Raw genomic sequence first — 23,264 nt, 5'->3', positions numbered from 1 at the left:
CATATTGAGAACATGGTAGATAAACGCGAATCCTATAGCAAAGAAGACCTGGTTGCCTCAGGTCGCGGCGAACTGTTTGGCGAAAATGGACCGCCGCTTCCCTCTGATAACATGTTGATGATGGACCGCGTGGTCATGATGACCGAAGACGGCGGTAAATTTGACAAAGGTTTTGTGGAAGCCGAACTGGATATCCGCCCTGACCTGTGGTTCTTCGATTGCCACTTCAAAGGCGACCCGGTAATGCCTGGCTGCCTCGGCCTCGATGCCATGTGGCAGTTGGTTGGCTTCTACCTGGGTTGGCTGGGTGCCGAAGGTAAAGGCCGTGCACTGGGCGTGGGTGAAGTGAAATTCACTGGCCAGGTTCTGCCAACGGCGAAAAAAGTGACCTACAAAATTCACTTCAAGCGCGTGATCAACCGTAAACTGGTGATGGGCGTGGCTGATGGTGAAGTGTTTGTCGACGGTAACCTGATTTATACCGCAACCGATTTGAAAGTGGGCCTGTTTAAAGACACTTCTGCTTTCTAATCTCCCAAACGAAAACCTCCGCACGCAGCGGAGGTTTCTTCCTTATTGATAGACATTCGACAGTGCTAGGCCACCGCCGACCTGTCCTCCATGGCCTGACGCCAACCTCCCAACCAGTAAGACCGCGCATCGATCATTTGATAAGGGCATATCTCTTTTGAGCGCCCCGTAATCCCGGCTTGATAGCCTCGTGAATGTGCACGTTCCAGGCGGTCTCTCTTCTGTCTCTTCATGCCTCGTTTCCCTCATTTCAGGTCTGGTGGAATCTGGGTGGAAAGAAAGAGTGGTGTTTTAATGTTCAACCACAGTAATGTTCTAACCCCAAGCAGAAGAAAGGTCAATGCGCAAAATTCACGCCAATGTCATAATTTCGCCGTTAAATCGACATATATAATTGTCAATTCCCTGTATATCTGGCTGATTCGACAATAAAAAAGCCCCTGATTTGACTGCGATCACACAACAGCAAATCAAGGACTTAGCATAAGCATCGAACAAATCTTAATTTAGAGAAATGACACTATTTGCGATTTGTTGCGCCGTTTGCTGCCAGCCGAGAGCCAGAGTACGTACTAAAGCATCATAACCATCTTCAGATTGCGGCAGCGTCAGATTAAAGCCATGTTTGATTAGTCGCCCTTGATGTTGCAGTAGCCACTCGCCGCTGACCACCACCTGACCATCATAACGTCCCTGGAATCCAGTGACGTTAACGGACAACGTATCGTGGGTATCACCGAGCGGTGAACCGGAGACGAGGCGCCCCGGCAGTGCTTTACTTAAGTTTGTCACCAGCGTTTGCTGCAGTTGCTGGTCAAGCGGGCTGGCCCACAAATTATTGGCGGCAATCACATATTTCACATCGCTGGTTTGATACACCAACCCATTGCCCGCCATGTAATCGGGCACCGTCACCTGCTCGACCCAAATCATCGGCTGGTTGCCACTGGATGCGCTGTCCACCCGAGCCATATTGCTGCCTGAAGGCAGCTGGTAATAGGTGTTTTCGATGGTGCTGCTGCACCCTGCCAGCAGCAGCAGCGCTCCCATAATCAGCCCTTTTCTCACTGTTTCGCCCTCTTTGGCTGCGGATCCTCGCCCGGTTTAGCTTCAAACACCAGCGCGTTGCTCTTGGTATTGAGCGTTTTCAGTACCGGCTGCAATTCACGAAGTACCTGATCCAGTCGCTGCATATCCCCCACCAGCTTGTTGTAAGCTGGCGATCCCGGTTGCAGCCCTTTCATGCTGCGATTCAGCTCACGCAAGGTTTGCTGCATATCCTCAGGTAACTTTTTCATCGCCGGGCTGGCAGTGATTTGATTCAGGTTATCCAGCGTTTTCTGCATATGCTGCATCGTACGCTGGCTCTCTTTCAACGTTCCGGTGGCCTGCTCAAGTAACGGATTGAGAGGAAGCGCGTTGATCTTATCCAGCGCGGCGACCAACTTCTGTTGAATCTGACTCAGCCCACCGCTGACGGTTGGGATCACTTCCAGACCCGCCACTTCGTTCGGCCCTTTGTACGCCGGCGCATTGTCGTAGAAATCCAGATCCACAAACAGCGCACCTGACAGCAGGTTGCCGGTTTTCAGCGTGGCGCGCAGGCCGCGCTTCTTACCATCCTGCAGATGCTGCTCAAGATTGAAATCACCACCCAGTCGACTGATAAAACGATCGGGTTCGATGCGAATCAATACTGGCACGCGATAATCCGTGTTCAACGCCTGATTCACACCCGGAATGGTGTAAGGCACTTGAGAAACGGTTCCCAGACGAATACCGCGGAACTCAACCGGAGCACCCACCTGCAGGCCACGAATCGAATCGGTGAAGAACAGCAGGAAATCTGTGTGCTGAGTGTAGAGTGAATCCTGGATACTGCGTTGATCGTCAAACAGATGGTATTCCGCTTTGTTGTCGGCAACCTGCCCCAGTTCCGCACCATCTGGCACGTCAAAACTGACACCGCCGCTAAACAGCGTGGTCAACGATCCCATTTCAACCCGCATGCCCGATGCCGACATATCGACGGCAATGCCGCTGTCTTTCCAGAAGCGCACATTGGTAGTGACAAGACGATCATAAGGTGCGGCGATAAACAGCTGATAGGTCATCATACGCTTTTCGGTATCAAAGGTACTGGTCTCAACCGTACCGACACGATAACCCCGGAACAGCACCGGATCGCCTGCATTAAGCTGACCGGCCTTTTTGCTATCCAGCGTCACGCGAATACCTTTGGCATCTGGCGGAGCCAGCGGAGGCGCATCAAGTAGCTGATAACGTTCAGGTTGGTCGCCTTTAGTCCCCGGCTGAAGTTCGATATAGGCACCTGACAGCAAAGTGCCAAGACCCGTAATCCCTTCGCGTCCAATTTGTGGTTTCACCACCCAGAACACGCTGTCGCCATGCAACAGTTTTTCCATACCTGAATTGAGGCGTGCCTTGATCTCCACATGGTGCAGATCATCCGTCAACACCGCACTTTCCACCACACCGACGTTAACGCTGCGGCTTTTAATGGTGGTTTTTCCGGCCTCGATGCCTTCAGCGCTCTCGGTGATCAACGTCACTTCCGGGCCCTGATGGCTAAAATGATAAAACAGGATCCAGCCACCAATTAATAGCGTGACGATGGGTACGATCCATACCGGTGACCAGCGTTTAATCTGGTCTACCTCAGCAGTCCCGTGATGGTTGTCCGTCAAGACGCGGCTCCTTACGTTCAGTTTCCCGTAGTCGATCCCAAATCAGGCGCGGATCAAAGGTCATGGCTGCAAACATGGTGAGAATCACCACCATCGCAAACAGTAGCGCGCCTGGCGCAGGATAAACACTCATCAACCGTCCCATCCGCACCAGCGCGGAGAGAATGGCGATCACAAACACATCGATCATTGACCAGCGGCCAACAAATTCCACCACCTCATAAATCAGGTGCATTTTTTCGTCATCGCGCTGCCCGCGTCCGCTGGCGTGCCAGCAAAGCCAGGCAATCGCCAACATTTTCAATGTCGGCACCATAATACTGGCTACAAAGATCACCAGCGCTACCGGCCATGAGCCATCACTCCACAGCAGAACCACACCGGCCATGATGTTCGAGGGATATTGTGAACCCAGCGTTTCGGTCACCATGATCGGCATAATATTCGAGGGGATGTAGAGCATCACTGAGGTGATCAGCAGCGCCAGCGTCCATTGCAAACTGTGTTTCCGCCGAGCTGGCGCGACTACGCCACAACGTGGGCACTCCCCCTGCGCAGTGGATAATATCGCAGTACAACAAGGGCAACTGCGTAGTCCCTGCTTCAGGCCACTGATCCCCGCCATTGGGACGATGGGTAGTGGAGGAAGAGGATCGATGCGCTGCCATACCCAACGGCGATCAACACACTGAAAAGCGCGCAGTTGCAAGACACAAAACAGGCACCACGGCCAGAAGCTACTGCCCAGACCAATATCGCCATATGCCATCAGCTTGACGAAACTCACCAGCACACCAGCCATAAAGATTTCGGCCATGCCCCAGCTACGCAGCTGGAAAAGAATACGTGCCAGCCCCAGCCTGAGGCTATGCGGCATACGTACCCGATTGACCAGCAAAATAATGGTGATCATGCAGAAAGCCGGAATGCCCTGCACAAACAGCATGAACAGCGTGGCCAGGCTGCGATAGTCTTCGCGGTCCATCACTTGAGGAATTTCGAGCAGCGAAATCTGGCTGCTCAAACCCGCAACATGCATGTTGATGAAAGGAAAAAGATTCGCCAGCACCAGCATAAAGAGTGCCGCGCAAGCGTACCCGGTTGGGCGTTTGCGCGGCTCATGCCAGTTAGCGGTGAGCGTGGTGTGACAACGTGGACAACGCGCGCGGCTGCCCACCGGCACGGCAGGCAGTTTCACGGTTAAATCACATTGTGGACAGAGTATCCACTGATGCGCCTGATCCGTTGCACACATGCTGACTTCCTCTGTGTTACGCGCCGTTTTTCAACGCTTCTAACTCTTCCCAGCGCTCAAACGCCACTTCCAGCTCTTGTTCGGTTTGCGCTAATGCATCCAGGACAGGCTGGGTCTTATCGTGTGGCTGGCTGAAAAAGTCCGGATGGCTCATTTTCGCCTGCAATTCACCGATACGTGTTTCCAGTTGCTCCAGTTTTTGCGGTAGCTGTTCCAGTTCACGCGTCAGGTTATAGCTTAGCTTGCCTGCGCTACGTTTGGACGCATCGGTTTTTTCGGCCGGTTTTGCCGCTGGAGAAGCGCTTTTCACCGCAGACGATTTAGTCTGTTTGTAAGCACTCCGCTGCAACTGCGCATCATGGTAGCCGCCGACAAAGGCACCGATCTCACCATTACCTTCAAAGATCCAGCACTCAGTGACGGTGTTATCCACGAATTGACGGTCATGGCTGACCAGCATCACGGTGCCCTGATAGCCATCCACCAGCTCTTCCAACAACTCCAGCGTTTCCACGTCGAGGTCGTTGGTCGGTTCATCAAGAATCAGCAGGTTGCTTGGCTTAAGGAACAGACGCGCCAGCAACAGGCGATTACGCTCACCGCCAGACAAGGCACGCACCGGCGTCATCGCACGTTTCGGATGGAACAGGAAGTCCTGAAGATAACCCAGCACGTGACGCGGCTTACCGTTAACCATCACTTCCTGTTTACCTTCCGCGAGGTTATCCATCACGGTACGATCCGGGTCCAGCTCAGCACGATGCTGGTCAAAGTAAGCAATTTCTAACTTGGTGCCACAATGCACGCGGCCGCTATCGGCCTTGAGCTGATCCAGCATCAGGCGCAGTAAAGTGGTTTTACCGCAGCCGTTCGGACCGATAAGCGCAATTTTATCACCGCGCTGCACCTGAGTAGAGAATTCACGCACCAGCGTTTTGCCCTCTACGCTGTAATTGACGTTCTCCAGCTCGAAGACAATTTTACCTGAGCGCGCGGCTTCGCCGACCTGCATATTGGCTTTGCCCATCACATCGCGGCGCTCAGAGCGTTCACGACGCAGCGCCTTCAAAGCACGCACACGGCCTTCGTTACGGGTACGACGCGCTTTGATGCCCTGACGGATCCACACTTCTTCCTGCGCCAGCTTGCGGTCAAACTCAGCGTTCTGCATCTCTTCCACACGCAGCGCTTCTTCTTTACCCAACAGGAACTGGTCGTAGTCACCTGGCCAGGAGACCAGTTTGCCGCGATCGAGATCGACAATACGCGTCGCCATATTGCGAATGAATGAACGGTCATGCGAAATAAACACGATGCTGCCGGTAAAGGTTTTGAGGAACGTCTCCAACCAGTCGATGGTTTCGATATCGAGGTGGTTAGTCGGTTCGTCGAGCATCAACACGCGCGGATTGCTGACCAGCGCACGGCCAAGCGCCGCTTTACGCAGCCATCCGCCGGAGAGTGAAGAAAGCTCGGTATCCGCCTCTAAACCAATCTGCTGCAAGACGTCGTTGATACGGCTGTCCAACTGCCACAGATTCTGGTGATCCAGAATGGTTTGCAGTCGCCCCATCTCATTCAGGTTTTTCTCGCTCGGATCTTCCATCACCAGATGGGAAATCGCGTGGTAAGCCTTAAGGTGCTCCGCCTGCTCCGCCACACCTTCAGCAACGAAGTCATAAACCGAACCGGTAATGTTACGCGGTGGGTCCTGTTGCAGGCGCGAGACCACCAAATCCTGCTCATAAATAATGCGGCCATCATCCAGCGGTTGTTCACCATTGATGATTTTCATCAACGTGGATTTGCCTGCGCCGTTACGGCCGACCAGACAGACGCGCTCGCCTTCTTCGATGTGCAGTTCGGTGTTATCCAACAGCGGCGCATCGCTGAAAGAGAGGTAAGCGCCATGGATACTGATCAGTGACATAAAACTTATTCCTTACCGGCGTGGCTAACCAGCCAGCAGTTGTGAATTTGACGATTGCGCGCAAAATCTTGCGACAACGTTTTTTGGGTAATTTCCTGCGCCTGCAGACCAAGACGGGCTAAGCCATCGAGATCCATTTTGAAGCCGCGCTTGTTATTAGAGAACATAATGGTGCCACCGCGACGCAGCAGACGTTTCAGATTCTGCATCAGCATCATGTGATCGCGCTGCACGTCGAAATCCTCTTCCATACGTTTGGAGTTAGAGAACGTTGGCGGGTCAATGAAGATCAAATCAAACTGCTCGTCACTGTCACGCAGCCAGCTCAGGCAATCCGCGTGCATTAAACGGTGTTGGCGTCCGGTCAGGCCATTAAGACGCAGGTTACGCTCAGCCCACTCCAGATAGGTGCGTGACATATCCACGGTGGTAGTGGTTTTTGCCCCACCCAAACCGGCGTGCACACTGGCCGTGCCGGTGTAAGCAAACAGGTTAAGGAAATCTTTGCCCGCGCTCATTTTACCCAGCATCTGACGCGCCAGACGGTGGTCGAGGAACAGACCGGTATCCAGATAGTCAGTGAGATTCACCAGCAGACGCGCGTCAAACTCCTGAACTTCGAAGAAGTCACCCTTCTCGCCTAATTTCTGATACTGGTTTTTCCCTTTCTGCCGTTCACGGGTTTTCATCACCAAACGGTTAGCGGGGATCTCCAGCACGCTCAGGGTCGCACTGATGACGTCAAACAGACGCTGGCGTGCTTTATTGGCATCGACCGTTTTAGGGGGAGCATATTCCTGAATCACTACCCACTCACCGTAACGGTCAACCGCCACGTTGTACTCTGGCAGGTCGGCATCATACAGGCGATAGCATTCGATGTTGGATTGACGCGCCCACTTCTCCAGCTTCTTCAGGTTTTTGCGCAGACGGTTGGCGAAGTCTTCCGCGATCTGTGCGCTACCTTCACCACTGTTGGCGGCCAGCTGGTAGTTTTTCTGCACGCATTCCAGCGGGCCATTTTTCGCTTTGAACTGGCGATCGGCGCGCAGTTGCAGGCAGCTCAACAGTTCCGGGGAAGCGCTAAACAGTGACAGATTCCAGCCACCAAATTGCTGTTTCATGATACGGCCAAGCAGACTATGCAGGGCGATCAGAGCTGGTTCACTTTCCAGACGCTCACCGTAAGGTGGGTTGCTCAGCACCGTGCCCGTCACATCCTGACCCGCCAGCGGATTTTTCAGCTTGATGACATCCTGCTGCGCGAAGGTAAAGAGTTCGAACACTCCAGCACGGCGCGCGTTAGCACGTGCGGATTCCAGCACACGGCTGTCATTGTCATAACCAAAGAAACGGGCAGTTGCGGAAGAGGTACCGATACGCGCACGCTCTTTCGCTTCACTGTGCACTTCCTGCCAGACCGCTTGATTATGATTTTTCCAACGATTAAAGCCCCAATGGGTACGTAACAAACCTGGCGCGCGATCGGTGGCGATCAATGCGGCTTCCAGCAGTAAGGTGCCGGAACCACACATTGGATCAACCAACGGCGTGCTGCTCTGCCAGCCTGAGCGCATCACAATGGCGGCCGCCAACGTTTCTTTCAACGGCGCCGGGCCGGTTTGCTGGCGATAACCACGTTGATGCAGCGCATCGCCGCTGAGATCCAGGGCGATGCTCACGCGATCTTTATTCAGCCACGCATTAATACGAATCCCCGGCTGTTCACGATCAACGCTCGGACGTTCCAGGTTCTGACGCGTAAAGCTATCTACAATTGCGTCTTTGATGCGCAACGCACCAAACTGGCTGTTGCGGATCACTTCGTTGGTGCCGCTGAAGTGGATCGCAAAACTGGTGTTGCTGTCGAACATCTCGGTCCAGGGGATACTTTGCGCCCCAACATAGAGATCGAGATCGCTCCAGACGCCAAATTCTCCCAGCGGCAGCAAAATACGCGAAGCCAGGCGGCTCCACAGCAGGCTTTGGTACATCACACGGTCGTCGGCTCGGAAGTGGACGCCGCCCTGCACCACCTGCAAATCCTGCGCACCCAGCGCGTCCAGCTCAGTTTTTAACAGCTCTTCGAGCCCACGCGCCGTACTGGCAAACAGAGAATTCATATCGTCACTTTTTACTCTTGCTAAAATTGTTGCGCATTATAGCGAATCAGCGTCCTATGTCATAAAGTTAGCTTCTTTTTGTCTTGTTGGAGTTTTGATGATTACGCTCTCTCGCCTCTACATTCATCCGGTCAAATCCATGCGCGGTTTGCAACTGTCTCATGCTCAGGTGCTGGAGAGCGGTTTAGCGTTTGATCGCATCTTTATGGTGACAGAGTTAGACGGGACGTTTATTACCGCCCGGCAGTATCCGGAGATGGTCCGCTTTACCCCAGCGCTGTTGCCCGATGGCTTATTTCTCAATGCGCCCGATGGCAGCCAGGCGCTGATCCGCTTCAGCGATTTCACCGCACAGCAGGCACCGACTGAAGTGTGGGGCAATACCTTCACTTCACATATCGCGCCTGCTGAGATTAACCAGTGGCTGAGCAGTTTCTTCCCGCGCCCGGTGCAGTTGCGCTGGACCGGAATCGCGCCAACCCGCCGGGTGAAACGCTTTGAAAGCGTGCCGCTTAGTTTTGCTGACGGTTTTCCTTTCCTGCTGGTGAATATGTCGTCTTTACAGGATCTCCAGCAACGCTGCCCCGCCAGCGTTCGGGTCGAGCAATTCCGTCCTAATCTGGTGGTCAGTGGTGCCGCTGCCTGGGATGAAGACAGCTGGAAGACCCTCAAAATTGGCGATGTCACCTTTGAGATGCCCAAACCCTGCAGCCGCTGTGTGTTCACCACCGTTGGTACCGAAAGCGGACGTAAACATCCTGAGGGCGAACCACTGGCCACGTTGCAACGCTTCCGCAGCGGCCAGGATGGCAGCGGCGATATCGATTTTGGTTTGAATCTCATCGCGCTGAACAGCGGCGTGATTCGGGTGGGCGATACAGTCACCATTCTTGAGCGACAGACGCCGCGAGCTTATGGTCCAGGTGAGGTGGTAGAAACGCTGAAGCCGGCCGCCAGCAACCAAGCTGAAGTGACCATTGGCTATCAGGGAAATGCGTTTATCGGTGACAATCAGCAAGTGTTGCTGGAACAGTTGGAGATGCAGGGCTTTCGCATCCCTTACTCCTGTCGTGCCGGGATTTGCGGCAGTTGCAAGGTAACGCTGGTCTCTGGCGAAGTAAAAGCACTGAAGAAAAGTGCAGTGCGTGCAGATGGCACCATTCTCAGCTGCAGCTGTATTCCGGCAGGTGACATCGAACTGGCGTAAGCGTTTAAACAGCTCTCGCCAGGTGGGCTGCTTGTTCCTGCTGGTGAGGATGCAGGCGATCGTTCATGATCTTGATTGCATCGCCTAACTGCATGCCTTTACCGGCAACCGATAACGCATTTTGTGCCAGCAGGCACAGCGCCGCATTTTCACCGCTCTCAACCACCAGCAACTGCGCCCGCTCTCCGGTGTCCGCTAATGTCACGGCGACCATATCGCCCGCACTGGGCTGCCAGCTTTGCGCATGGCTGGTGAAATGCCAGCTTTTCGGCATAAGAGGTTTGAGAAAACGGCTGGCGACCAAGGCATTTAATACTAATTCGGCACGTTGATCGCCTTTTAATCCACTCTGACGGCAACGTTCTTCAAAAGTAAAATACAACGCGGCGTCATCCACGCAAAAACCGCTTTCATTAAAGGCATCCGGCGTCAGCATTTTACGCGAGAAGCGCGAGCGAAATAACATGCCGTCTGCCAAATCCAGCATCATGCGGTCATGCTCTGCGTCGAAATACCAACGCCAGTTGTCATCAGGTTTAATTTTCATGATGTGCCCTGTAGTTTATCGCTGCGCTAAACGGCGCTTAATTTTAAAATATACCCGTCATACTTCTCACCGCAGTTGCGTTGGCTGCGCGTGCTCACCCCAGTCACTTACTGATGTAAGCTCATGGGGATTCCCCCACTTGCCGTCTTGCTGCAACTCGAATTATTTAGGGTATATAATGCTAAAGAAAAGCTGAAAAATGCATCAGCAGCACAAAATATAAACGAGCCGAAGGGATAAATAAACCCCCCGGCGCGGGAAAGTGAGAAATGTCTTAGAGGTGGGTCACGATATCTTTAATTAACGTTGGGCCTTTATAAATGAAACCGGAGTATATCTGTACCAAGGTTGCACCGGCTGCGACTTTTTCACGTGCAGAAACCAGCGAATCAATGCCACCGACACCAATAATGGGCAAACGGCCCTGAAGCTCCTGCGACAGGCGGCGGATCACTTCCGTGCTGCGGGATTGCACCGGACGGCCACTTAATCCCCCCATTTCGTCAGCATATTTTACGCCCGTCACCAATGCACGATCGAGTGTGGTATTTGTCGCAATCACGCCGTCAATTTCATGGCGCACCAAACTGTCGGCAACCTGGATCAATTCTTCCTCTGAAAGATCCGGCGCGATCTTCACCGCTACTGGCACATATTTAAGCTGCCGTTCTTGCAGTTCTTTTGTTTTAATTTGATCGCATACAGAAGATCGTCCAGCGCTTCGCCATATTGCAGCGTGCGTAATCCCGGTGTGTTCGGTGAGGAAATATTGATGGCAATATAACCGGCATGGGCATACACCTTCTCCATGCAGGTCAGATAATCGTCTTTACCCTGCTCCACTGGCGTATCTTTATTTTTGCCAATATTGATACCGAGGATACCTTTAAACCGCGCCTTTTTAACGTTCTCGACCAGGTGATCGACACCGTGATTATTAAAGCCCATGCGGTTAATAATTCCTTCCGCTTCCACTAAGCGGAACATACGCGGCTTATCATTACCCGGTTGTGGGCGTGGCGTGACAGTCCCCACTTCTACAAAACCGAAGCCCATCGCGCCGAAAGCATCAATGCACTCCGCATTCTTATCAAGCCCTGCGGCAAGGCCCAGCGCGTTCGGGAAAGTCAGTCCCATGCAACTGACCGGGCGCGACGGCAGCGACTGGCGAATCAGCCCTTCCAGCGGGGTACCGCTGATAAAACGTAATTGTTGCAAGGTGAGTTCGTGCGCACGCTCTGGATCGAGCTTAAACAGCGCCGGCCGGACGATAGGATATAACATGCACTCTCCTGAATGGCGGAAGCGAGGGAAGTCGGGTGCACGCAAATTTGTGCGCCAGAATGGTAAAGGCCTCTGGCGCAAAAGTAAATTTAATCAGGTGATGCAGAGTTGATCGAAGTCAGCGCTTACCGGTATAGCGTGCTAACAGACTGCGACTTGCCTTCAAACCGTTATAAAGCATGGGATAGTACCACTGCAGTTTCATGCGCTTGCTCTCGCCGGTCACTTTACGGATCAACTGGTCGATGGTGACGTGCCACTCCTTGGGGACGTCGATGTTATTTTTGCGCATCTCAATCAAACAACCGTACATCACCGGTTCGTAATAGCGGTCCATCAGCCACTCATCGGCAGGCATACCCCACGCTTGCATAAAGCTTTCGCTGTTACCGCGTGCAATAAAGTAGTTTTCAACCCAGGCAAAAGTGGCTTTGCGTTGTGACAGCGAAGTCACCATAAAACGCTTGTAGTAATAGCTTTCGCCTGTGAGCACCACTTCCTGCGCCTGCATGTACAAGGCAAACATGTAGGGCGCATCCTCATGGTTTTGAATCGGCAGAAATTGCACCCCCACCCTTTCAATCAAATGGCGTGAGACAATACTGCTCCACAACACGCGATGCGCAGATTGGTGTGTGATCATATTGCGGAGGGTAGTGCTGCCGCCGGGAAACGCGCCCTGGATACGTCGTTGGTGAAAAAGTTGATATTGCCGCTGGGCGACGGGCAAGTCCGTAAACATTTTGGCGCCAAAGCAGAACAACTCCATTTCGGGATGCTGTGCCTTTGCGCGACGGAAATCAGCGAACAGAGTTTTACCGATGAAATCATCCGCATCCATAAAATAGATGAAGTCGCCGGTGGCAATCTCCAAACCAAGCGTGCGCGCCGCACTGACGCCGCCACGCTGCGCCTGCAACACCGTGATTTGTGGATAGCGAGCCGCCATCTCTTCTAGTAGCGCCACGCTGTTGTCCGTTGAGCCATCATCAATTACGATGATTTGCTCGGGAGGAGAAGATTGACCCACCAGCGAATCTATCGCTTCCCCTAACCATGGAGCGCAGTTCCAGTTAGGCACGATCACCGTCATGCTCACGCCGTTCATTCTCTCTCCTCAACGTTAAAGCCTTTATTGAACGGCAGCAGACGCTTGATCACCAGGCTGTGTAAGAGACAACACACTGCCAGATTGACCATGCCAATCAGCCCGAGCCATAACAGATTCAACCAGCGATTTTGATCCCAACTAATGGGCAGGAGTGAGCAGAGCCAGGCCATAACCGCCGCAACAACCCATACCAGCAACACATCACGCGTTAACCATGCGAAATGAATGCCCGGCGCGAAGCGGCGATGCACCAGCCACGCCCACCCCAGCAGGTAGAACACGTTTTGCCCCAGCCATAACCAGCCGGTACCCATCGCGCCAAAGTGGAGAGCCGCAAAAATATTGAGCGGCACCAGAATAATGGCAAAACAGGAGAAACCTTTAACATGCAGCTTGAGGTTGCCATTGACGTATTGCAGGTGATACAGCAAGCCACATATTGCCTGCACGCCACTGCCCAGCGCATAGAGGCTGAGGACAAACGACATCTCATTCACCACCTGCTGATTCTGCGTCCATGCCCACAACAGCGGTGCAGAGAAGCACGCAATGGTGATACTGAGCGGAGCCATAAATATCGCCACCGCTTGGGTGGTATACCGATACAGCGTCAGCGACTGGGCATCACCCTCTTTTTTGGTTTTCATCCCGGTCATACGCGGCACGATAGCCTGCATAATCGGGCTGCTCAGCAAAATAATCCCGGTAGCGGCCGTCGCGACCACGGTAAAGGAACCGTATTCGCTCAACGGCAACGTTTTTGACAGTACCAGACGGTCAATCTGAGAAATGAACGTCCATACGGCGCTGGCGTAGGCCGCACTCAGTGCGAAGCGAATAAAAGGTTTAAGTACCTGCTTTAAATTCTCATGCTTCTGTTTGCGCGCTGAAGCTGGCACCAACTGGAAACATTTGTAAATCAGACATACCGCTTCGGCGATCGAGACCAGTAACTGCCAGATAAAGAAACTCAAAACCGGATTGGAAAACAGTTGGATCACCAGGACGGCACCAAACGTTCTCAGCGTGACGATCACCAGATTGACGCCGTTGAGCCACACCTGATGTTCAAAGCCGACGATGACACTGCGATACGGGCTGGTACGCCAACGAATAGCGGCGGTGATGACCATAATCGCTACTGCAGTCACCACATCTGAAGATGGAAGATGCTGTGCATCCAGCCAATGATGCGCAATCCATGGCGTGGCCAGCCAACCGATGACCACTAAAATCACGGTCGAAATCAGGAAGAATTTTGACAGTGCGGCAAATAAAGAGGGAAACCAGATAAATTCAGCCTGGTTAGCACGATAGCGCGCGGCCTCACGCATCAACGTCGTTGAAACACCCGCATCTAACAACTGTAACCAGGTCAGTAAAATCGAAAAGAAACCGACTAAACCATACGCTTCCATCCCCAAATGATGAATATAGAGCGGTACAACCAGAATACCCGAGAGTGTCAGGTAGATCTGACCTACATAGTTGGCAATAGCGTTACGTTTAATTGACATAAGTATTGAGGTGTCTGGGAAATTTCGCTGAAAAACAGAGCCTGACACAGAACACCCTAACTGCCTACCAGACTTATTCTTAATTTTATCCTTGGTGCTAAATTAAGATTTTTGACATGCCATTTCGGCCATGAAAAAGAATTCACTGGGATGGCTAAAAATAACCAACCCCAATCTTCTCATGGGCCGAAGGAAAGTGAATTGAAGTTAAAATGCACATTATCTGTAACATCTTTAGCCGTCATGACGATAATTATTACACTTTTCTTGCAGAAACAGCCGGTCGTGGTTATTTCCTTTCTTCGGAATAAAATGGAATTACGCAGCGCGTTTTAATGTTTTCGCCACTTTAATATTCTGCAACAGAATAAACATTTCTGGCCGATGGATAAGTAGCCACTCTTTAATATTGGCTGGATCGTACTGCCCGCCTAAAAAACGAATCGCATTAATCACATACTCGGGTACTGCGGTGCCATTATAGAGCGAGAGGTAAATCATTAAGCGGAACGAGTGCAATAAATACTCTTTCTCAAGCTTCTGTTTCAACGGAGAGTGGCCCAGCGCGATTTTTAAGGTGCTGAATGCCTGCATAAAGGCGTTATAGCGCTGCAGGAAATAGTCATCACTCTTCCTGCTGTTCGTCAGTGAACCGTTACGCACGCGTTGATGATAATAAACTTTCTGGCTGACCCACGCATGTTGTGAGTAAACAAACGCCGACAAGGTGAACTGGTGATCCTCATGAACGCGGTCGCGAAAGCGGAGACGATGCTGTTCGACCAACGCTCTCTTCACGGCATAATTCCATGCAGCTGAGGTGTAACTACCATTGCACAGCAGGCGGGAAAACACCTGTTGAGACGGTTGTTTGCCGAACGTTTCATGACGGACTTTGGGGCGAGTGATGTGTCGCTGCCCCTCCTCGAACATTTGCGAACTGAAGCAGAACAGCTCGGTTTCTGGGTACGTTTGGTAGACTTGCTGTAATTCCTCCACCAAACCATCGGCCACAATATCATCTGGATCGCAAAAGAATAAAAACTCCCCTTGCGCAGCTTCAATCCCCTTGTCACGCGCTTGTCCTGCGCCAACATTTATCGTGGTAATAATCTTTACCTGTGGTAGATGCCCATAATGTTGTTCAACTAGCGCCAGCGTGCCGTCAGTCGAACCATCATTAATGATAATAATCTCATTGGGTGTACTTATTTGTTTAAGCAACGCGTCAACACATTCGACGATATAATTCTCTACATTGAATGTAGGAATAATCACAGATAACAGGACTTTAGACATAAACCTTTCCCGATAACGGTTGAAAGAAAATAAACCCTCAGGTCAATACCCGCGAGTTAAAAGCATTACGCTCAACAGTTAAACGCACGATAAACAGCAATAATGTTAATTCCGGGATCAGTTAAGCAGAGGGGTTTTTTATTTCACAGGGCCAAACAATAATTAAGTGAATTAAATCAATTCCCATACATTACGCCCATTAACCTCTTAGCTGATCTCGCTAAAAGGCGCATTAATAACTTTTACGTTTCCCGCCAGAGGGAAAGGCTGGTTACATATTTTATGTATGAAGTCATGTCTAAAAGGGCTTATCTAAAGAAAATAAACAGATAGTGTTAATTACATTCTTTCAATTAAAGCTAAACGGTGTTTAAACGTGCCTTATGTTGCTACTGATTTACCTCGTTTTTTTTCTGTATTTTCCTGTTGATATTTCTTAGGGTACTCATACCCACTCAATCGACATGAGTTTGACCAAACGTAACCACGGTTACACCTCTCTTTCAGAAAAAATATCATTTCGATAGCAACGATTAGCCACGGTTTAATTCACGGCTGGTAATCAATGCATCGGGTGTGGGTGCCGGTTTTTAAGATTATTCGCAATTCGGTAGCACCACATCTATTGCGCCCATTCTGCCGCAATCATCCTTTTTGCAGTTTCTGCCTTTTTATTGCCAGATAAATCATTTAAGCCCATCCCCCTGCTCTGCCAGTATTGAACACATCAGTTCTCAATATCAGATAATCAATAACTTTCAGTTATAAGGAGTCACCATGCGGGTTATTACGCTGGCGGGCAGCCCTCGCTTCCCTTCACGCTCTACGGCACTGCTCAGCCTGTGCCAACACGCGCTGGAAGCACGCGGTGTTGAGGTGATTCCATGGAATATTCACAACTTTCAGCCGGAGGACCTCCTGTATGCACGCTTTGATTCCCCCGCACTGGCGGCACTTAAAGCCGATCTGGCGATCGCCGATGGCTTGATTGTCGCCACGCCCATTTATAAAGCATCGTTCTCTGGCGCGTTGAAAACGCTGCTAGATCTGCTGCCGGAACGTGCCCTGGAACATAAAGTGGTGCTGCCACTGGCCAGCGGTGGCAGTGCTTCGCATTTACTGGCGGTGGATTATGCCCTCAAGCCGGTGCTTAACGCCCTGAAAGCGCAGGAAGTACTGCATGGCGTATTTGCCACTGACGGTCAGATTCTGCATTACGACCGCCAACCAGAACTGGACCAGCAACTGGCCGATCGTATTGATGATGCGTTAGAGACCTTCTGGCATGCGCTGCATCGTCGCCATCAACCCTATGCTCACGCGGTTTAAAGGAAGAACAATGAAAAGGATGTTTACGGGTTTACTGTTACCGGCGTTTGCCGCGCTGTTTGCCTTGAGCGGCAGTGCTGGTGCGTCTGATGCCCCAGACCAGTTGCGCATTGGCTATCAGAAGGGTTCCGTCAGCATGGTGCTGGCCAAATCACACCAACTGCTGGAGCAACGTTTCCCACATACCAAAATTAAATGGATCGAATTTCCAGCGGGACCACAGATGCTGGAAGCCCTGAATGTTGACAGCATTGATGTGGGCAGCACCGGCGATATCCCGCCGCTGTTTGCGCAGGCTGCAGGCGCCGATCTGCTGTATGTCGGTTCGGAGCCGCCCAAGCCGCAAGCGGAAGTGATTCTGGTGCCAAAGGATAGCCCGATTAAAACCGTTGCCGACCTGAAAGGCCATAAAGTGGCGTTCCAGAAAGGTTCCAGCTCGCACAATCTGCTGCTTCGCGCGCTGGAGCAGGCAGGGCTGAGTTTTAAAGACATCCAACCGACTTATCTGACCCCAGCCGATGCCCGCGCCGCTTTCCAGCAAGGTGATGTGGATGCCTGGGCGATTTGGGATCCGTACTACTCTGCCGCACTGCTGCAAGGCAATGTGCGAGTCCTGGTGGATGGTAGCAAGCTCAATCAAACCGGCTCCTTCTATTTAGCCACGCGCAAGTACGCGCAAGCGAATGGCCCCTTTGTGCAACAGGTACTGCAGGCGTTTAGTGATGCCGATGCACTCACTCGCAGCCAACGTGATCAGAGCATCGACTTACTGGCGCAAGCCATGGGCCTACCCAAGCCGGTGATTGCCAGCTACCTCGACCATCGTCCACCGACCACCATCACGCCGGTCAGCGCCCACACCGCGCAGGCCCAACAGCAAACGGCCGATCTGTTTTACGCCAACCATTTGATGCCGGTAAAAGTGAATATCGCTGACCGTATCTGGCATCCACAATCGGCCCAGCCATAAGGAATTGAATCATGAGCGTATCCGTATTCTGGTTTCTCCCGACCCACGGTGATGGGCACTACCTCGGCACCGCAGAAGGCTCACGTCCGGTAGACCACGGCTATCTGCAGCAAATTGCACAGGCCGCCGATCGCCTCGGTTTTGGTGGCGTGCTGATCCCCACTGGCCGCTCCTGTGAAGATGCATGGCTGGTGGCGGCGTCACTGATCCCGGTGACACAGCGTCTGCGTTTCCTGGTGGCGTTACGTCCTGGCGTGATTTCCCCCACGCAGGCGGCACGCCAGGCAGCAACGCTGGATCGTCTCTCCAATGGTCGCGCGTTGTTTAACCTGGTGACCGGTGGCGATCCCGAAGAACTGGCGGGGGATGGCGTGTTTCTCGATCACCGTGAGCGATATGAAGAGTCCGCCGAGTTCACCCGCGTCTGGCGTCGTGTTTCCGAGGGCGAGACGGTGGATTACGAGGGCAAACATGTCAAGGTGCGTGGTGCGCGTTTGATGTTTAAACCGGTGCAGCAACCCCGTCCGCCACTGTGGTTTGGTGGTTCGTCAGACGCTGCCCAGGATCTCGCCGCTGAACAGGTCGATGTCTATCTCACCTGGGGTGAGCCTCCTGCATTAGTGAAAGAAAAAATTGACCAGGTGCGGGCCAAAGCCGCCGCACAGGGCCGCAAGGTACGTTTCGGTATTCGCTTGCACGTGATTGTGCGCGAAACCAATGAAGAGGCATGGCAGGCGGCCGATCGTCTGATTGCCCACCTCGATGATGCCACCATTGCTAAAGCGCAGGCTGCCTTTGCCCGCACCGATTCCGTCGGCCAGCAGCTTATGGCTGCGCTGCATGGCGGCCGCCGTGACAAGCTGGAGATCAGTCCTAATCTGTGGGCCGGTGTCGGTTTAGTGCGCGGCGGAGCCGGTACCGCGCTGGTGGGCGATGGCCCCACCGTGGCAGCGCGCATGCAGGAGTATCAGGACTTAGGCATTGAGACCTTTATTCTCTCGGGCTATCCGCATCTCGAAGAGGCTTATCGTGTCGGCGAACTGCTGTTCCCGCATCTTGATTTAGCCATCCCGGAAGTGCCGAAGCCACGCGTGGTGCAGGCGCACGGTGAAGCGGTGGCGAATGATTTCACACCACAGAAAGTGTCACAGAGTTAAGGAGTTGATGATGGCAAAGATACAAAAACAGCTAACGAATGCCCTGCTCCCCTGGGCGCTGCCGGTGCTGTTGATTGTGGTGTGGCAACTCGCTTCACAAGTGGGCTGGCTCTCTACCCGCATCCTTCCGTCACCGGAAAATATCATTATTACGTTCTGGAAGCTGACCGTTAGCGGAGAGTTATGGCAAAACCTGGCGATCAGCGGCTGGCGTGCCGCCATTGGCTTCGCCATCGGTGGATCGATTGGTTTGATTCTCGGGCTGATCACCGGCACATCACGCGTTGGCGAACGTTTACTGGATACCTCAGTGCAGATGCTGCGCAACGTGCCGCACCTGGCATTGATTCCTTTGGTGATCCTGTGGTTCGGCATTGATGAGTCTGCCAAAATTTTCCTGGTGGCATTAGGCACACTGTTCCCGATCTACCTCAACACCTATCACGGCATTCGCAACATTGATCGGGGTCTGGTAGAGATGGCACGTAGTTATGGTCTTTCCGGCTGGAGCCTGTTTATCCAGGTGATCTTGCCCGGTGCCCTGCCTTCCATCATGGTGGGTGTCCGCTTTGCCCTTGGGCTGATGTGGTTGACGCTGATTGTTGCCGAAACCATCTCTGCCAACTCCGGCATTGGTTATCTGGCGATGAATGCCCGTGAATTCCTGCAAACCGATGTGGTGGTGGTCGCCATCATTCTCTATGCGCTGCTCGGCAAACTGGCCGATGTTGCTGCCCAACTGCTGGAGCGCGTATGGCTGCGCTGGCATCCAGCTTACCAATTAAAGGAGAACGCATGAGCAACGTAACCTTAAGCCCGTCGCGCCTGAACAGCGGCACCCCAGTGGGTGTGAACGGTGTCAGTAAGCAATACGGCGATCGCACCATTCTGAATAACATCGACCTGCATATTCCGGCAGGCCAGTTTGTCGCCGTGGTTGGCCGCAGTGGCTGCGGTAAAAGTACCCTGTTGCGCCTGCTTGCCGGGCTGGAGTCCACCACCCGTGGCGAGTTACTGGCAGGAACCGCGCCGCTGGCACAGGCACGTGAAGATACCCGTTTGATGTTCCAGGATGCCCGCCTGCTGCCATGGAAAAAGGTGATTGATAATGTTGGTCTGGGTTTAAAAGGACGTGAATGGCGCGCTGCCGCGCTGGAAGCGCTGGATGCTGTAGGCCTCGCCGATCGCGCCAATGAATGGCCCGCTGCGTTATCGGGTGGACAAAAACAGCGTGTGGCACTGGCGCGTGCGCTGATTCATCGTCCGGGATTGTTGCTGCTGGATGAACCGCTGGGCGCACTGGATGCCCTGACGCGTATCGAGATGCAGGGATTGATCGAGTCACTGTGGCAACAGCATAACTTCACCGTGCTGCTGGTCACGCACGATGTCAGTGAAGCGGTGGCCATGGCCGATCGCGTACTGTTAATCGAAGAGGGGCAAATCGGTCTGGATTTAACCGTGGATCTGGCGCGACCACGCCGTCGTGGTTCGGCGCGTCTGGCCGAGTTAGAAGCGGAAGTTTTGGATCGCGTGATGAAACGCAGTACATCCGAACAACCGCTGAAATTTGCGCAACAGCGATAAGAGAAAAGCGCGATAAATCGCGCCGCTACAGATTGGTGCATACCCTGTAGCGGCGCAATTTTATCAGGCATTCAACGCCTTGGTGATCTTCTCATACAGATCGCCCGACAGTTTATCCAGCCCTTTCAGAGTCTCCAGTGCCTTGCGCATCAGTGCCTGACGGTCAGCATCATAGCGTTTCAGGCGAATCAACGGCTCGATCATACGCGCCGCCACTTGCGGGTTACGCGTGTTGAGATCGGTCAGCATCTCCACCAGGAACTGATAGCCACTGCCATCTTTAGCGTGGAACGCGGCTGGATTACCCGCAGCAAAAGCGCCAATCAGCGAACGAATACGGTTCGGGTTGCCCATGGTGAATGAGCGGTGGTTGAGCAATTCGCGCACCTTACTCAGTACGTTATCTGCTGGGCTGGTTGCCTGCAGCACAAACCATTTGTCCATCACCAGACCATCCTGATGCCAGCGCTCATCGTACGCCGCCAGCAACGCGTCACGGCAAGGCAATTGCGCCGCCACTGCCGCTGAAAGCGCCGCCAGTGCATCCGTCATGTTATTCGCCTGCTGATACTGCGCCTGCACCAGCTTATCGGCCTGCTCCGCATCGGCGAAGGCCAGATAGCTCAGACAAACATTTTTCAGCGAGCGCTTGCCGATTTCCGCATGCTCAATACGGTAATCTTGGCTCTGATTCGCCAGATACACGGCATAGAGTTCATCGCTCAACTCCGTGGCCAGCGCATGGACTAACGCCGCACGTACTGCCGAGATCGCCTGCGGATCAATCACCTCAAACAGCTCGGCGATTTCGTTCTCTGAAGGCAGTGACAGAATCAGCGCCGTCAATGCCGGATCGCCCTGCTCATCCAGCAACACGGCACGGAAGGCATCCGCAACATGCAACGGTAATGACAACGGTTGTCCCTGCTGATGGCGCGCCACATTCAGGCGAATGTAAGTGGCCAGCAGGCTCTGTGCCGCATCCCAGCGCGAGAAATCATTGCGTGCGTGACGCATCAGGAAGGTGAGCTGTGCATCGCTCCATTTATAGTCGAGCTTCACCGGAGCCGAGAATTCACGCAGCAATGAAGGTACCGGCTGAAAGTGGACGTTATCGAAGATAAAGGTCTGGAACTCTTCCGTGACATTTAATACGTGATGTACCGGATGACCATTGTGCTGCAGCGGAATCACTTTGCCTTCGTTATCGTACAGTTCAATATCCAGCGGAATGTGCAGCGGTAATTTCTCTTTTTGTTCAGCAGTCGCCGGGGTGCGCTGCGTCACGTGCAGGGTGTATTGCTCCAGTTCCGGGTTATAGTCATCGCGTATTGTCAGCACTGGCGTACCCGCCTGGCTGTACCAGCGGCGGAACTGCGACAGATCGACGTTAGAGGCATCTTCCATCGCCTGGACAAAATCGTCACAGGTTGCTGCGCTGCCATCATGCCGCTCAAAATAGAGTTGCATGCCTTTCTGGAAGTTTTCCTCACCCAGCAAGGTATGCATCATGCGGATGACTTCCGAGCCCTTCTCATAAACGGTCAGGGTGTAGAAGTTGTTCATTTCAATCACCTGATCCGGGCGGATCGGGTGTGCCATTGGACTGGCGTCTTCAGCAAACTGCGCACCGCGCATCACGCGCACGTTATCAATGCGGTTCACCGCGCGTGAACCCAGGTCCGAGCTGAACTCCTGATCGCGGAACACGGTCAGCCCCTCTTTCAGGCTGAGCTGGAACCAGTCACGGCAGGTAACACGGTTACCGGTCCAGTTATGGAAATACTCGTGCCCAATCACCGCCTCAATGCCGAGATAATCTTTATCCGTCGCGGTTTCTGCTTTGGCCAGCACATATTTAGAGTTGAAGACGTTAAGGCCTTTGTTCTCCATCGCGCCCATGTTGAAGAAATCCACGGCGACGATCATGAAGATGTCGAGATCGTATTCAAGGTTAAAGCGCTCTTCATCCCACTTCATACTGGCTTTCAACGAGGTCATCGCCCAGTCAGCACGGTCGAGGTTGCCGCGATCGACAAAGATCTCCAGCGCCACATCACGGCCTGAACGGGTGATAAAACTGTCTCGCAGCACATCGAAGTCACCCGCCACCAGCGCAAACAGGTAGCAGGGTTTCGGGAAGGGATCCTGCCATTTCACCCAGTGGCGGCCATCTGCATGCTCTCCACTATCGAGCTTGTTGCCGTTAGACAGCAAGAACGGATAAGTTGCGGCATCAGCAATAATAGTGGTGGTAAAGCGCGCCAGCACATCAGGGCGATCCAGATACCAGGTTATGTGGCGGAAACCTTCGGCTTCACACTGAGTACAGAGCGCATCACCCGATTTGTACAACCCTTCCAGTGCGGTGTTTTTGTCTGGATGGATGTCATTAATAATGGTCAGCGTAAAGTTGTCCGGCAGTTGGCTGATCACCAGAGCCCCTTCCTCTTCACGGTAATGCGCCCACGCCTGCCCATCCACCGCCAGTGACACCAGCGTAAGGTCTTCGCCATCCAGACGCAGTTCGGCATCAGCTGCGCCAAGGCGCTTCACCTGGCTTACCGCAGTGACGCGCGTACTGGCAGCATCCAGATCAAAGGTCAAGTCGATATCGGTGATGGTAAAATCTGGCGCACGATAGTCGTGGCGATATTTAATTTGCGGCTGTTGCGTCATAAGTCCTTCTCGCATCGTTGAATTATCTAC

General features: G+C 53.0%; 18 protein-coding genes and 1 pseudogene. 7 read left to right on the top strand and 12 right to left on the bottom strand.

The annotated features are described in order from the left end of the window. Positions 1 to 12: 12 nt before the first annotated feature. Entirely contained in the window at positions 13 to 531 is a 519-nt protein-coding gene (gene fabA / locus PSSD_RS02945) for a bifunctional 3-hydroxydecanoyl-ACP dehydratase/trans-2-decenoyl-ACP isomerase (RefSeq protein WP_034820448.1), read from the top strand. A gap of 65 nt (positions 532 to 596) precedes the next feature. Here fabA and rmf read toward each other — a convergent pair whose 3' ends face one another. The 6 genes from rmf to rlmKL form a co-directional block, all read right to left on the bottom strand. After that, positions 597 to 764 (bottom strand): ribosome modulation factor, encoded by a 168-nt coding sequence (rmf, locus tag PSSD_RS26375; RefSeq protein WP_007887362.1) that lies wholly within the window; start codon positions 762 to 764, stop codon positions 597 to 599. Between the two features lie 268 nt (positions 765 to 1,032). Beyond that, positions 1,033 to 1,599: a membrane integrity-associated transporter subunit PqiC gene (gene pqiC / locus PSSD_RS02940; protein WP_039328963.1), complete on the bottom strand. Its 567-nt coding sequence runs from the start codon at positions 1,597 to 1,599 to the stop codon at positions 1,033 to 1,035. Further along, positions 1,596 to 3,239: an intermembrane transport protein PqiB gene (gene pqiB, locus PSSD_RS02935; protein WP_039328964.1), complete on the bottom strand. Its 1,644-nt coding sequence runs from the start codon at positions 3,237 to 3,239 to the stop codon at positions 1,596 to 1,598. Before pqiB ends, pqiC begins: the two co-directional genes overlap by 4 nt. Next, positions 3,211 to 4,494, bottom strand: coding sequence for a membrane integrity-associated transporter subunit PqiA (pqiA, locus tag PSSD_RS02930; protein ID WP_058969350.1), 1,284 nt, complete (start codon positions 4,492 to 4,494; stop codon positions 3,211 to 3,213). Before pqiA ends, pqiB begins: the two co-directional genes overlap by 29 nt. A 16-nt stretch (positions 4,495 to 4,510) precedes the next feature. Continuing rightward, positions 4,511 to 6,424, bottom strand: a complete 1,914-nt coding sequence (locus PSSD_RS02925; RefSeq protein ID WP_058969348.1) for an ABC transporter ATP-binding protein — start codon at positions 6,422 to 6,424, stop codon at positions 4,511 to 4,513. A gap of 5 nt (positions 6,425 to 6,429) precedes the next feature. After that, positions 6,430 to 8,547: a bifunctional 23S rRNA (guanine(2069)-N(7))-methyltransferase RlmK/23S rRNA (guanine(2445)-N(2))-methyltransferase RlmL gene (gene rlmKL, locus PSSD_RS02920; protein ID WP_058969346.1), complete on the bottom strand. Its 2,118-nt coding sequence runs from the start codon at positions 8,545 to 8,547 to the stop codon at positions 6,430 to 6,432. Positions 8,548 to 8,644: 97 nt separating this feature from the next. Here rlmKL and PSSD_RS02915 point away from each other — a divergent pair, with 97 nt between their 5' ends. Continuing rightward, positions 8,645 to 9,754 carry a YcbX family protein gene (locus PSSD_RS02915; protein ID WP_058969344.1) on the top strand — a complete coding sequence of 370 codons (1,110 nt, stop codon included), beginning with the start codon at positions 8,645 to 8,647 and terminating at the stop codon, positions 9,752 to 9,754. Between the two features lie 4 nt (positions 9,755 to 9,758). Here PSSD_RS02915 and PSSD_RS02910 read toward each other — a convergent pair whose 3' ends face one another. The 5 genes and pseudogenes from PSSD_RS02910 to PSSD_RS02890 form a co-directional block, all read right to left on the bottom strand. After that, the gene (locus tag PSSD_RS02910) at positions 9,759 to 10,301 is read right to left on the bottom strand and encodes a cell division protein ZapC (RefSeq protein WP_058969342.1); all 543 of its coding nucleotides are present in this window, start codon (positions 10,299 to 10,301) and stop codon (positions 9,759 to 9,761) included. A 274-nt stretch (positions 10,302 to 10,575) separates the two neighbouring features. Then, positions 10,576 to 11,585: pseudogene (gene pyrD, locus PSSD_RS02905) on the bottom strand (quinone-dependent dihydroorotate dehydrogenase). Positions 11,586 to 11,703: 118 nt separating this feature from the next. Then, a complete protein-coding gene (locus PSSD_RS02900; RefSeq protein ID WP_058969340.1) occupies positions 11,704 to 12,693 on the bottom strand; it encodes a glycosyltransferase family 2 protein in 990 nt (329 codons plus the stop codon). Then, on the bottom strand, positions 12,690 to 14,213 hold the full coding sequence (locus tag PSSD_RS02895; protein ID WP_039328973.1) for a lipopolysaccharide biosynthesis protein: 1,524 nt from the start codon (positions 14,211 to 14,213) through the stop codon (positions 12,690 to 12,692). The genes PSSD_RS02900 and PSSD_RS02895 overlap by 4 nt, the downstream gene beginning before the upstream one ends. 318 nt (positions 14,214 to 14,531) lie before the next feature. Continuing rightward, the gene (locus tag PSSD_RS02890) at positions 14,532 to 15,512 is read right to left on the bottom strand and encodes a glycosyltransferase family 2 protein (RefSeq protein WP_058969338.1); all 981 of its coding nucleotides are present in this window, start codon (positions 15,510 to 15,512) and stop codon (positions 14,532 to 14,534) included. Positions 15,513 to 16,289: 777 nt separating this feature from the next. On the opposite strand from PSSD_RS02890, the gene ssuE reads away from it, so the two are divergent. From ssuE to ssuB, 5 genes are read left to right on the top strand one after another with little or no spacing between them, the layout of a single operon-like run. Then, complete coding sequence (ssuE, locus tag PSSD_RS02885) at positions 16,290 to 16,841, top strand: NADPH-dependent FMN reductase (RefSeq protein WP_039328976.1); 552 nt, start codon at positions 16,290 to 16,292, stop codon at positions 16,839 to 16,841. A gap of 19 nt (positions 16,842 to 16,860) precedes the next feature. Next, positions 16,861 to 17,811, top strand: coding sequence for a sulfonate ABC transporter substrate-binding protein (locus PSSD_RS02880; RefSeq protein ID WP_439654583.1), 951 nt, complete (start codon positions 16,861 to 16,863; stop codon positions 17,809 to 17,811). A gap of 11 nt (positions 17,812 to 17,822) precedes the next feature. Further along, the gene (gene ssuD, locus PSSD_RS02875) at positions 17,823 to 18,968 is read left to right on the top strand and encodes an FMNH2-dependent alkanesulfonate monooxygenase (RefSeq protein ID WP_058969334.1); all 1,146 of its coding nucleotides are present in this window, start codon (positions 17,823 to 17,825) and stop codon (positions 18,966 to 18,968) included. Positions 18,969 to 18,978: 10 nt separating this feature from the next. Then, positions 18,979 to 19,767, top strand: coding sequence for an aliphatic sulfonate ABC transporter permease SsuC (gene ssuC / locus PSSD_RS02870; protein ID WP_039328981.1), 789 nt, complete (start codon positions 18,979 to 18,981; stop codon positions 19,765 to 19,767). Further along, positions 19,764 to 20,555, top strand: coding sequence for an aliphatic sulfonates ABC transporter ATP-binding protein (gene ssuB / locus PSSD_RS02865; protein ID WP_039328983.1), 792 nt, complete (start codon positions 19,764 to 19,766; stop codon positions 20,553 to 20,555). Before ssuC ends, ssuB begins: the two co-directional genes overlap by 4 nt. A gap of 63 nt (positions 20,556 to 20,618) precedes the next feature. On the opposite strand, the gene pepN is transcribed toward ssuB, so the two are convergent. Further along, positions 20,619 to 23,234 (bottom strand): aminopeptidase N, encoded by a 2,616-nt coding sequence (gene pepN / locus PSSD_RS02860; RefSeq protein WP_058969332.1) that lies wholly within the window; start codon positions 23,232 to 23,234, stop codon positions 20,619 to 20,621. Between the last annotated feature and the right edge of the window lie 30 nt (positions 23,235 to 23,264).

It is taken from the genome of Type-D symbiont of Plautia stali, from assembly GCF_001485335.1.
Lineage (GTDB): Bacteria > Pseudomonadota > Gammaproteobacteria > Enterobacterales > Enterobacteriaceae > Pantoea > Pantoea vagans_C.
Note: the sequence above shows the minus strand (reverse complement) of the source record. Positions and strands in the feature narration are given on the sequence as shown.